14 protein-coding genes and 1 tRNA gene are annotated in these 10,157 nt (G+C 66.8%); 14 read left to right on the top strand and 1 reads right to left on the bottom strand.

The window, feature by feature from the left end; genetic code table 11:
- The 8 genes from Q8R27_RS09570 to Q8R27_RS09605 all read left to right on the top strand — a co-directional run.
- Positions 1 to 116: hypothetical protein (locus Q8R27_RS09570; protein ID WP_305698818.1), on the top strand; the 116-nt coding region annotated here is incomplete at its 5' end.
- Between the two features lie 253 nt (positions 117 to 369).
- On the top strand, positions 370 to 1,566 hold the full coding sequence (locus Q8R27_RS09575) for a GNAT family N-acetyltransferase (protein WP_305698805.1): 1,197 nt from the start codon (positions 370 to 372) through the stop codon (positions 1,564 to 1,566).
- 14 nt (positions 1,567 to 1,580) lie between these two features.
- Positions 1,581 to 2,516, top strand: coding sequence for a transcriptional regulator (locus tag Q8R27_RS09580; protein ID WP_305698806.1), 936 nt, complete (start codon positions 1,581 to 1,583; stop codon positions 2,514 to 2,516).
- 173 nt (positions 2,517 to 2,689) lie between these two features.
- Positions 2,690 to 2,765 (top strand) — tRNA-Trp (locus tag Q8R27_RS09585).
- A gap of 110 nt (positions 2,766 to 2,875) precedes the next feature.
- Positions 2,876 to 3,148, top strand: a complete 273-nt coding sequence (secE, locus tag Q8R27_RS09590) for a preprotein translocase subunit SecE (protein ID WP_371134676.1) — start codon at positions 2,876 to 2,878, stop codon at positions 3,146 to 3,148.
- A gap of 5 nt (positions 3,149 to 3,153) precedes the next feature.
- Positions 3,154 to 3,714 (top strand): transcription termination/antitermination protein NusG, encoded by a 561-nt coding sequence (gene nusG, locus Q8R27_RS09595; protein WP_305698808.1) that lies wholly within the window; start codon positions 3,154 to 3,156, stop codon positions 3,712 to 3,714.
- A gap of 146 nt (positions 3,715 to 3,860) precedes the next feature.
- On the top strand, positions 3,861 to 4,124 hold the full coding sequence (locus Q8R27_RS09600; protein ID WP_305698809.1) for a hypothetical protein: 264 nt from the start codon (positions 3,861 to 3,863) through the stop codon (positions 4,122 to 4,124).
- 105 nt (positions 4,125 to 4,229) lie between these two features.
- Entirely contained in the window at positions 4,230 to 5,042 is an 813-nt protein-coding gene (locus tag Q8R27_RS09605; protein ID WP_305698810.1) for an alpha/beta fold hydrolase, read from the top strand.
- A 7-nt stretch (positions 5,043 to 5,049) separates the two neighbouring features.
- Here the strand turns inward: Q8R27_RS09605 and Q8R27_RS09610 are convergent, their stop codons facing one another.
- Entirely contained in the window at positions 5,050 to 5,790 is a 741-nt protein-coding gene (locus tag Q8R27_RS09610; protein WP_305698811.1) for a bifunctional 2-polyprenyl-6-hydroxyphenol methylase/3-demethylubiquinol 3-O-methyltransferase UbiG, read from the bottom strand.
- A gap of 242 nt (positions 5,791 to 6,032) precedes the next feature.
- On the opposite strand from Q8R27_RS09610, the gene Q8R27_RS09615 reads away from it, so the two are divergent.
- From Q8R27_RS09615 to rplJ, 6 genes are all read left to right on the top strand, one after another.
- Entirely contained in the window at positions 6,033 to 6,854 is an 822-nt protein-coding gene (locus tag Q8R27_RS09615) for an NAD(P)-dependent oxidoreductase (RefSeq protein WP_305698812.1), read from the top strand.
- A 113-nt stretch (positions 6,855 to 6,967) separates the two neighbouring features.
- Positions 6,968 to 7,231 carry a hypothetical protein gene (locus tag Q8R27_RS09620; RefSeq protein ID WP_305698813.1) on the top strand — a complete coding sequence of 88 codons (264 nt, stop codon included), beginning with the start codon at positions 6,968 to 6,970 and terminating at the stop codon, positions 7,229 to 7,231.
- 99 nt (positions 7,232 to 7,330) lie between these two features.
- Positions 7,331 to 8,206, top strand: a complete 876-nt coding sequence (locus Q8R27_RS09625; RefSeq protein ID WP_305698814.1) for a DMT family transporter — start codon at positions 7,331 to 7,333, stop codon at positions 8,204 to 8,206.
- Positions 8,207 to 8,414: 208 nt separating this feature from the next.
- Positions 8,415 to 8,846 carry a 50S ribosomal protein L11 gene (rplK, locus tag Q8R27_RS09630; RefSeq protein ID WP_305698815.1) on the top strand — a complete coding sequence of 144 codons (432 nt, stop codon included), beginning with the start codon at positions 8,415 to 8,417 and terminating at the stop codon, positions 8,844 to 8,846.
- A gap of 5 nt (positions 8,847 to 8,851) precedes the next feature.
- Positions 8,852 to 9,541 (top strand): 50S ribosomal protein L1, encoded by a 690-nt coding sequence (gene rplA, locus Q8R27_RS09635; RefSeq protein ID WP_305698816.1) that lies wholly within the window; start codon positions 8,852 to 8,854, stop codon positions 9,539 to 9,541.
- 413 nt (positions 9,542 to 9,954) lie between these two features.
- Positions 9,955 to 10,157, top strand: a 203-nt coding sequence (rplJ, locus tag Q8R27_RS09640) for a 50S ribosomal protein L10 (RefSeq protein WP_305698817.1), incomplete at its 3' end; no start/stop codon positions are given.

Here is a 10,157-nt window from a genome sequence, read left to right on the forward strand (position 1 = left end):
CGGAACTGGACGTTGAGCTGATCACCCCGATCGCCATGGACCAGGGCCTGCGCTTCGCGATCCGCGAAGGCGGCCGCACGGTGGGAGCCGGCGTGGTCTCCAAGATCGTCGAATAGGCCCACAAGCCCAAACGACCCGACCCAAGGGGCCGCCGGAGACACCCTCCGGCGGCCCTTTTCGTCGGCCGATGGCCGCGCCATCCGCCACGTCATCCTCACGCTCGTCCCGAAGTTGGCGGGTCCGAGGAGAGGGTCGCGTTGGGATGGCCACCCTTTGTCTGCGCGTCCTGCGTGTGGTTATGCTGTCTCGGGCCTTGCGGCGGAACGCTGCTTGCTTGGGCGTGGGCTCAGGGTGGGAGGAGTCCCGAAGATGGACGTGCAGCTCAGCGTGGACGCCGTGCGTCCGGCTGATCTCGATGAGGCGCAACGCACGCTCTGGACGCAGTTCCGGGCGCAGCGTGACGACCTCGCCAGTCCATATTTCGACCTGCGTTACATCCTGGCGGTCGCCGAGGTCGCGCCCCACGCCGCGGTTGCGGTGATCCGCCGGGCAGGCGTGACCCTGGGCTTCCTGCCGTTCCAGCGCCGCGGCGGGCTGATCCAGCCGCTGGGCGCGCCGCTCACCGACTATCATGGACTGATCGCGCCGCCGGGCGCCGACATCGAACTGGCGCAGGTGCTGAACGCGCTGGGCGGCAGCCGTCTGCGGTTCAGCGGCCTCGTCGGCCAGGCCGGCGAGGCGGCATGCGAGGTGGAGTCGCGCCACGCCATGGTCGCCGACCTGCGCGGCGGTCTGGAGGCCTATCTCGAACGCCGCCGTCAGGCCGGCCAGGCGGGGGAGCTGAAGGACAAGCGCCGCCGCGCCCGCGCGCTCGCCCGCGACCACGGCGAGCCCGTCTTCACGTTCGGCGCAGATCCCGGCGGCGTACTGGAGCTGATCATCGGCCTCAAGCGCGCCCAGATGCGCCGCACCGGCCAGCACGACGTGTTCGCCAACCCCTGGACCCGCCAGGTGCTGGAGCGGCTTGCGCAAGCCAAGGGCGAGGATTTCGGCCTGCGCTTCGCCGTCCTGCGGGTCGCCGGCAAGGTGATCGCCGCGGAGGTGGGCCTGCGCTCGGGCGAAGCCTACCACCTGTGGATCCCGGTCTATGATCCGGACTTCGCCCGCTATTCACCTGGCGCCCTGATGACGCTGGAAACGCTGGCCGCTCTGGCGGCCGACGGCGTGAGGATGGTCGATTTCGGACCGGTCGACGAGGCCTACAAGAGGGTGTTCGCCGAACCCGGCGCGGCGGTCTGGGAGGGCCAGTTGCACGCGGCGCGCGGCTTGTCGTCTGGCGTGTGGCGTACTGGCGAGCGACTGTTCGCGCCGCTGCCGGCGGTCCGCTCAGCCTGGCGCTCGGCGCTGCGAAGGCTCGACCGGATCGCCGCGTGCGAGCCCACCCTGAACGGCCAAATGGGGGCCGCGGCGCGCACCGTCGCCATCCTGAGCCGCCGCCATCCCCGCAAGGCCGTGATCCTCGGGCTCGCCGCCAGCCTCAACCTCAGCCTGCTCGTAATCGACTGAAACGAAGACCCGATATGACCCAGACCCATGACCTGATCCCCGCCTGGACGCCTGCCCAGGCCAAGACGTTCCGCAAAGCCCCGGTGAAATTCGCCCATCGAATGGCCGAGAGCGGTCTGTTTGAGGACGACGCGCTGGCCGACCTGCTGGATCGCTATCCGGCCGAACTGTTCGACATCAACCTGTTCGACTTCGACGAGGACGGACAGATGCACATGCGCACCGGGGCGCGTGGCGACCTGCCGGGCAAGGAAATCCTCAAGGGGGTCAAGGCCGGCCGGGTGTGGGTGCAACTGCGCGGCGCCGAGCAGCACCAGGCGGGCCTGAAGGACCTGATCGAGGACGCCTTCGCCCAGATCGCCGCCAATGCGCCGGGCTTCAAGCCGGTGCAGTTGAACGGCCAGCTGATCATTTCCGCCCCCCAGGCCAAGGTTCCGTTCCACGCGGACGCGCCGGGCGTCGTGCTCTTCCACATCCGCGGGGCCAAGCGGATCTGGATCTATCCTGCCGATGAGCGCCACGTCCCGCAGCGGAGCATGGAAGACATTATGCTGAAGGCGCAGACCGAGGACCTGCCATACCGCCGCGAGATGGACGCCGAGGCCGAGATCCTCGACCTTGCCGCGGGCGAGGCGGTGAGTTGGCCGCTGCACGCACCGCACCGCGTTGAGAACCTGGATGAATTCAGCGTCTCGCTGTCGGTGGACTACCAGACTTGGCCCAGCCGCATCGTCAACGGCGCGCACTACGCCAACGGCGTGTTGCGGCGCGCGGGCGTGCCGGTGGCGCGCATGAGCCGCACGCCGGCGCTGGCGCGCGTCGGCCTGTGGGCGGCGGCTGTGGGCCTGCGCCGCACCAATCTGGTGGCCGACAAGATCCATAACCTGGAGCGGACGTTCGAACTGGACGGCAAGCCGATCCTCAACGAGCCCCAGCCCGACCCGCGCTAGGCCCGCCGGCGCGTCCCGCATGCTTGCCGCGACCTGCCGCCCCTGCTAGATGAGCCGGCTCCGGCGATGAGCCGCGCGCGCCGGCGGGCAGGGACGCCTTCCGGCGCGCTGTTCATTGTGCGGAAAGCCATGGCGGCGCGGTCGAACGCATTGAACGCTCCGGTCAGGGTCGAAGGAGTGTAGCTCAGCTGGTAGAGCATCGGTCTCCAAAACCGAGGGCCGGGGGTTCGAGTCCCTCCACTCCTGCCACCATATGCAGTGACCACCCGCTTTAAGCCTCTAGGCGCAAGCCCGCAGGCTCTGACAAGAAAGTCCGATCGACACCGATGGCCAGGAAACCCGGCTCCGCCCCGCAAGCGATGCGCAACCGCGCCGCCAAGACGGCGGCCGCGATGAGCACGACGACGGCGACCGCGCCGCAGCCGGCGAAAAAGCGCACCAGCCCCGGACAGTTCCTCAGGGAAGTCCGCGGCGAAGCGCGTAAGATCACCTGGACCACCCGTCGGGAGACCTGGATCACCTCAGTGATGGTCGCCATCATGGTGGTGCTGGCCTCCGCCTATTTCTTCGGGGTCGACCTAGTCATCAGCTGGGCCGTTTCCCTGTTCCTCAAGCTCGCGAACGCGGGGTAAGTCCGATGCCCGAAGCCGCCACCGCCGAAAAAACCAACCACAAGTGGTATATCGTCCACGCATACTCGAACTTCGAGAAGAAGGTGAAGGAGTCGATCCTCGAACAGGCTCGCTCTCAGGGCCTTGAGGACCAGTTCTCCGAAGTGCTTGTGCCGACCGAGGACGTCGTCGAGATCCGCCGTGGCCGCAAGGTCAACACCGAGCGCAAGTTCTTCCCGGGCTATGTGCTGGTGAAGATGGACCTCACCGATGAGGCCTACCACCTGATCAAGAACACCCCGAAGGTCACCGGCTTCCTGGGCTCCGGCTCCAAGCCGATGCCGGTGTCGGAGCGGGAAGTGGCCCGCATCATCGGCGCCATCGAAGAAGGCGTCGAACGGCCCAAGCCCACGATCCAGTTCGAGATCGGCGAACAGGTGCGCGTCACCGACGGCCCGTTCGCCAGCTTCAACGGCTCGGTGGAGCAGGTCGACGAGGAACGCGCCCGACTGCGCGTCACTGTCTCGATCTTCGGCCGCGCCACGCCCGTCGAGCTGGAATACAGCCAGGTCGAAAAGACCAGCTAAGGCGCAGCGTCCGCGCCGACCGCGATGGAGCTTCGACCTTCTCCGGAGTGAGCGAAGGGCGCATCGCGCCCGCTCACTTGCTATTTGGGCGCGCGCCTTCGGCAAGCCTTTGCGAAACCAAAAGGTGGCGCAGGGTTTGTGGGTGGATGCCCTTATTTTATTTTCACACGCAAGACGGCGCGCCGCTCTCGGACAGCGACGGTACCGAGCTCGAAGACGCCGACGCCGCCCGCATCGAGGCTTCGCGCATCCTGGGTCAGCTCGTGGAAGAACGGCCATCGCACATCTGGCTGGACCACGACTTCCGCATCACGGTGATGGATGAGAGTGGCGCAGTGCTGTTCGCCTTGGCGCTGACCGAGGCGACGATGCCGGCGGCGCCGGCCTCCAAGCTGAACCGCGGGCGTTAACGTCCGCCATCGTCGCCAACCGCTCGCCAGAACGATCCGCGCAGACTAGCGTCTGCTCCCACAAGGCGCCCAGCAACGTGGCGCCGGCAAAGGGAGGAGACGCACATGGGCGCGGTTCGCGACATGGTGACTGAACACACCATCGATCTGTCCACCAGCAAGGGCCACTATTTCGAGACCGGACGGGGGTATCCGACGATCCTCGTGCACGGGTCGGGGTTCTCGTCCGGGGGACAGGACTGGTTTCCGGTGATCAAGGAGGGCCTGGGCGAAGTCACCCACATCTACGCGATCGACCAGCTCGGCTGGGGCTCGGTGGAGCGGCCGCAACGTGACTATGAGTTCGCGTTCCTGGTCGACCACATCCGCGAATTCCAGGACGTGCTAGGCTACGAAAAGACCAATGTGGTCGGTCACTCGCTGGGCGGATGGGTGGCGGCGACGCTCGCCTATGAGAGCCCCGATCGGGTGAACAAGCTGGTGTGCGTGGCCAATGCCGGCCTCAACATCGCCCCGCCGCCGAACTTCGCAAACTTCGTTCCGCCGGACGCCGCGCAGATCGCCGCCGACCTCGAACACATGGAAGACCCGGAACTTCGCGCCGAAGTCCTGGCGGCTCACCTGGCCAACGGCGCGACCGCCGACGCCCTGGATTCCTACCGCAGCCTGGGCGCCATGTTCCGCGACATGGATATGCGTCGACGCTACTTCCTGCATCGCAAGTTGACGCGCATCAAGGTGCCCACCCTGATGGTGTTCGGCGACGAGGATCTGATCTTCCCTTCGCCTGAAGGCCGCGCGCAGATGGACAACGAGATCCCCGACAGCCGCGCCGTGTTGCTCAAGAACACTGGCCACCAAATCCCAACCCAACGGCCGAAAGAGCTGGCCGCGCTCCTGAAAGACTTCCTGCGTTAGCAGAGGGTCAGTCGGGACGGCGGAACAGGTAGAGGCCGAAGCCTGCGCCGTCCCGGCCTTCTTCCAGGTAGAGGGTGCGCAGGATCTTGGCGCGCTCGCGCATTTCGTCTGCATCGGCTGAGCCGGCGTGCTCGTCCGCCCATTCGCTCATCGAGGCGTTCATCCGCCAGATGTACTCCTCCCAATCCTGATCGGGGCTGACGGAGACGTAGTTGGGCGTCAGGCCGGCTTGCTCGCCGGCCTGCATCCATCCCGGCAGGGTCTCATAGCGATCGAGTCCGCCCAGAATCATCGCCAGCCTGGGGCTGGGCGGGCGCCGCCAGAAAGGATCGCCCCACAGCAGCCAGCCTCCAGGAGCGATCGACGGGACGAGCGCGCGCATGATGTCGACGGGCCGCACCAGGCCGGGCGCCACGTCGATGGCGCCCAGCATGGACAGCAACCGATGTTCACCGGCTTCGGCGAGGTAGTTGGCCGCGGCGCCTTCGAACAGGCGAAAGCCGCCTGTCGCGGCGGTTTCGCGCGCCCGCTCGATCATCGGCGCGAAACGCTCCACGCCGGTCATCGCAAGCCCATGGTGTGCGGTCATCCACTGGGTGAGAAAGCCCGCGCCGCAGCCGAGGTCCGCAGCCTTGTCGCCGGCCGCCAGGTCGGTGAACGCCAAGACCCGTGCGAGCTGGTCCGTGGACATCGGGTTCATCAGACGATGGCGACGGTAGATGACGTCGTTGATGGTGGCGGAGTCCAATCGCGGGGCCCTGATCCGGCCGACATGGCCCGGCGAGGTCACTGCGCGGCGAGCGCGTCGGGCGCAAGCCCTCATGCGTGGAGGCGCGATCGGGCGCAGCGCTTGCGTTGCGAGGTTCAGATCGAATATCATGACTGTTCACGACTAAATTCGGCGGCGTTTTCCCAAACAATCTCCGCCAATAACTAGAAAACAAAGAATATTTAGGGAACACTACAATGATGATCAGTATTGACGTCGATATGGACGTCTACAAAGCTCTCAGCGCCAAGCGGCCTGCCGAGGCGACGCCGTTCAACGACGTGCTGCGCTCGATCCTCGACCTCAAGGCCGGCGCGGTGGCGGAGCAAAGCTTTGGAGACGCCGCGCAGGTCAAGGCGGCGGCCGACGCCGCGGCCGCGGCCGGCGAACGCACCCTGCCGCGCCAAGTCCCCAAGACTGAGACCAAGGGCACGGTCGCCGTGGTCGGCGCGACCGGCAGCATCGGCGGCAAGGTGGTCGACGAAGCCCTTAGCCGGGGGTTGAACGTGATCGCGGTCGCGCGTGATCCGGCCAAGATCGCGCCGCGCGCCGGCGTGACCGTGCGCGCGGGCGACGTCAACGATCCGAAGTCCCTGGCTGAAGCGATCAAGGGCGCGGACGCCGTGGTCGTCTCCGTGAAGTGGGCGCAGGCCAACGTCGACTCCCTGATCGAGGGCGTGCGCGCTTCGCAGGTGAAGAAGGGACTGTTCGTCGTCGGCTGCGGCACCCTGATGCGCAGCGACGGGCGCCTGCACTTCAACCACGCGGCCGAGGCCAACGGCGTGCCGCCGCCGCCCATCGTGCCGGCCGTGCGCGCGATGAACGCTCTGACCGCGGTCTCGGATTTCGAATGGACCCTCGTCAGCTGTCCCATGGACATCGCGTCGGGCGAGCGCGTCGGCGACTTCCGCCTTGGCGGCAGCCACATGATCTTCGAGGACAACGGCAGATCGCGAATTTCCGAGCAGGATTTCGCGGTGGCCATGATCGACGAGGTCCAGGAACCGCACTTCGCCAACAAGCAGATCAACGTCTCCTACTGAGCAAAGCGCGGTCGGCTCTCACGACTTCGTTCTGCTACTCTTGCGAGCGGGACGGGGCTGCGAGCCGACCGCAGTCTTGGCGGCGAGTAACGCCGGCGTCGGGGAGATCTGGGATGTTCCGCCGCAGACAGACCTTTCGTTTCGAGCCTCGCTGGAAAGAGGAGCTGGTGGTCACCGGCCCGGGCGGTGCGTTCGTCCTGCAACTCCCGATGGGCGTGCTCAGCGCCTGCCTGCCGACGGAAGGCGCATGGCGAAGTCAGGCGCCAGCCTGGGCGGCCGACTTGTGGCCCCAACTGAGGTCTGAGCTGGGGCGGTGGTGCGAGCAGAACGACGCCAGGCTGCTCATTGAAGAGAACGCCGGCGTCTACCGCGCATGAAGCCGTGACGCCCGCGTCTGGCAGGCGGCGGACAAGGCGGTCGGTCGCGGTCAGTCTGCCTTCGTCCGCGCTGCTGGGCGCAAACTGCAGGATCGCCAGATGAGTCCCGGACGCCAGATCTTGCTGACTGTCGCAGCGATGGTCGCGTTTGCGGCGAACAGTTTGCTGTGCCGACAGGCCCTCGCGCACACCTCGATAGACGCCGCTTCGTTCACCGCCATTCGGCTGGGATCTGGAGCCGTCGTCCTTTGGGCCGTGGTGACCGCGCGCCAGCGCGTCGCCTGGCCCGGTGGCGGGAGCTGGATCTCAGCGGCGGCGCTTTTCGCCTACGCGGCGTGCTTTTCATTCGCCTACGAGACGCTGACGGCCGCGACTGGCGCCCTCTTGCTGTTTGCGGCTGTCCAGTTCTCGATGATCGCCTTTGGGTTTGCGAGCGGGACCAAGTTGGGCCGGGTCCAGGCGGTCGGCTTCTTCGTGGCGGCGATGGGATTGGTGGCGCTGCTGCTCCCCGGCGTCGCCGCGCCCTCGCCGAAGGGCGCCCTGATGATGGGTGCGGCGGGGATCGCCTGGGGGGTTTATTCATTGAGGAGCGGCAGCCATGATCCCGCCCAGACGACCGCCGCCAACTTCATCCGGGCGACGCCAATGGCTCTGGGCTTGATGCTGTTGTTCGCGCGTGACCGTTCCATCGATCTGCCCGGCGCGGCCTTTGCCGTTGCGTCCGGCGCCGGGGCCTCAGGACTGGGTTACGTCATCTGGTATGCGGCGTTGCGCGGCATGCCAGTGACGACGGCTTCGATCGTGCAACTGAGCGTTCCGGCGATCGCTGCGGTCTTGGGCGTCGTGCTGCTGGGTGAAGCCATGTCGATCCGGCTGGCCATGGCCTCGGCCGTCATCCTGACAGGTATCGGTTTGGCCGCCCGCAAGGCGCGCCCTGCGACGCGTCCGGTTACCAACGAGCAGGCGTCCGATTAGGCGGTCACGCGGGGTTCGCACCGCCAGCCTGAGCCGCAAGCCTGATCGTCGCCCGTTTGTCTCGTCCCGCATTTCGTGTATGAGACCGCCTCCCTTCGCATGAGGGGAGGGCAGGCGCGCGCGACGCGCCGGTCCAAATCCGTGGGAGGCCTTTCGCCGGGCCATGACCACGGCTCAGCCGACCGGAACCCGGTCACAGAGGAGAAACATGGCCAAGAAGATCCTGGGCTATATCAAATTGCAGGTGCCTGCCGGCTCCGCCACGCCTTCGCCGCCCATCGGGCCGGCGCTGGGTCAGCGCGGCGTCAACATCATGGGCTTCTGCAAGGAGTTCAACGCCCGCACCGAGAAGGAACAGAAGGGCACGCCCCTGCCGACGGTGATCACCGTCTACCAGGACAAGTCGTTCACTTTCGTCACCAAGACGCCGCCGGCGAGCTTCTTCATCAAGCAGGCGCTGGGGCTGAAGTCCGGCTCCGGCAAGACCGGCCGCGAAGTGGTGGGCAAGATCAGCCGCACGCAACTGCGCGACATCGCCGAGAAGAAGATGAAGGACCTCAACGCGAACGACGTCGAGGCCGCCGCCCGCATCATCGAGGGCTCCGCCCGCTCGATGGGCCTCGAGATCGTGGAGGCCTGAGAGCCATGACCAAGCAAGCCAAACGCATCAAGGCCTGGACCGGCGATCGCGCCGTCAACCACGCTCTGAACGACGCCGTGAAGCTGGTGAAAGCCAACGCCACCGCCAAGTTCGACGAGAGCATCGAGATCGCCGTCAATCTGGGCGTCGACCCGCGCCACGCCGACCAGCAGGTCCGCGGCGTGGTCTCGCTGCCCTCTGGCACGGGACGTGACGTGCGCGTCGCGGTCATCGCCAAGGACGCCAAGGCTGCCGAAGCCACCGCCGCCGGAGCCGACATCGTCGGCGCCGAGGAGCTGGTCGAGCGCATCCAGGGCGGATTCATGGAATTTGACCGCGTCATCGCCACACCCGACATGATGGCCCTGGTGGGACGTCTGGGTAAGGTGCTGGGTCCCCGCGGCCTGATGCCCAACCCGCGCGTCGGCACCGTGACGCCGAACGTCGGCCAGGCGGTCAAGGACGCCAAGGGCGGCGCGATCGAGTTCCGCACCGAGAAGACCGGGATCATCCACGCCGGCATCGGCAAGGCGAGCTTCACCGACGAAGCCATCGAGGCCAACGTGAAGGCCCTGGTGGACGCGCTGAACCGCGCCAAGCCCACGGGGGCCAAGGGCACCTACATCAAGAAGATCAGCCTCTCGTCGACGATGGGCCCGGGCTTCAAGGTGGACCAGGGCTCGATCAACGCCTGATCGCGTTCGACTGAACAGATGTGAGGGGCGCTGGCGGCGACGTCGGCGCCCCTTCTTCGTCCGCAAGAGCGCGGCTTGAGTTCACGCGCCGCCTCGTGTAGATGGCGCGGCTTAGTTTTCGCTTCCCGTGCGCGGGGAGGGAAAGGTTGAGGGAGCGGCGTATTCGCTTCCCCATCCTGTCCAGGAACTGCGGGGTACGGGGGCCGCCCGGACCTTAATGCAAGGAAGAGCCTTCCTTGACCGCGGGGAGACGGGAAGATGAGGTTTGTCGCGCGTCCGCCACGGACGGGCGTGGACCTGCGGCTTCTCCAAGGACAGGCGGACCTGAACGCGGGCGCGCGAGCGCTTCGCGCCCAGGTCGTTTCGCGGTCGTCCGGAATGGTCCGGCGGCCGAACTTGAGTAGGAGACCGCAATGGACCGCGCTCAAAAGCAGGAGTCGATCGACACGCTGAAGGGCGTGTTCGCCGGCGCCGGCGCCGTGGTCGTGACCCACAACCTGGGTCTGACCGTTGCGGAGATGACTGACCTTCGAAGCCGCCTCCGCAAGGAAGGCGCGCAGCTGAAGGTGGTGAAGAACACCCTGGCCCAGAAGGCTTTGAACGGTTCGGTGGGGGA

The organism is Phenylobacterium sp. (genome assembly GCF_030697305.1).
In the GTDB taxonomy this organism is placed as follows: Bacteria; Pseudomonadota; Alphaproteobacteria; order Caulobacterales; family Caulobacteraceae; genus Phenylobacterium.

Bases quoted from the DNA above. Each gene is read 5' to 3' on its own strand.
- secE (WP_371134676.1), top strand. From the start codon at position 2,876: ATGCGCAACCGCGCCGCCAAGACGGCGGCCGCGATGAGCACGACGACG.
- Q8R27_RS09625 (WP_305698814.1), top strand. From the start codon at position 7,331: ATGAGTCCCGGACGCCAGATCTTGCTGACTGTCGCAGCGATGGTCGCG.
- rplA (WP_305698816.1), top strand. From the start codon at position 8,852: ATGACCAAGCAAGCCAAACGCATCAAGGCCTGGACCGGCGATCGCGCC.
- nusG (WP_305698808.1), top strand. From the start codon at position 3,154: ATGCCCGAAGCCGCCACCGCCGAAAAAACCAACCACAAGTGGTATATC.
- Q8R27_RS09575 (WP_305698805.1), top strand. From the start codon at position 370: ATGGACGTGCAGCTCAGCGTGGACGCCGTGCGTCCGGCTGATCTCGAT.
- Q8R27_RS09600 (WP_305698809.1), top strand. From the start codon at position 3,861: ATGCCCTTATTTTATTTTCACACGCAAGACGGCGCGCCGCTCTCGGAC.
- Q8R27_RS09580 (WP_305698806.1), top strand. From the start codon at position 1,581: ATGACCCAGACCCATGACCTGATCCCCGCCTGGACGCCTGCCCAGGCC.
- Q8R27_RS09620 (WP_305698813.1), top strand. From the start codon at position 6,968: ATGTTCCGCCGCAGACAGACCTTTCGTTTCGAGCCTCGCTGGAAAGAG.
- rplK (WP_305698815.1), top strand. From the start codon at position 8,415: ATGGCCAAGAAGATCCTGGGCTATATCAAATTGCAGGTGCCTGCCGGC.
- Q8R27_RS09615 (WP_305698812.1), top strand. From the start codon at position 6,033: ATGGACGTCTACAAAGCTCTCAGCGCCAAGCGGCCTGCCGAGGCGACG.
- Q8R27_RS09605 (WP_305698810.1), top strand. From the start codon at position 4,230: ATGGGCGCGGTTCGCGACATGGTGACTGAACACACCATCGATCTGTCC.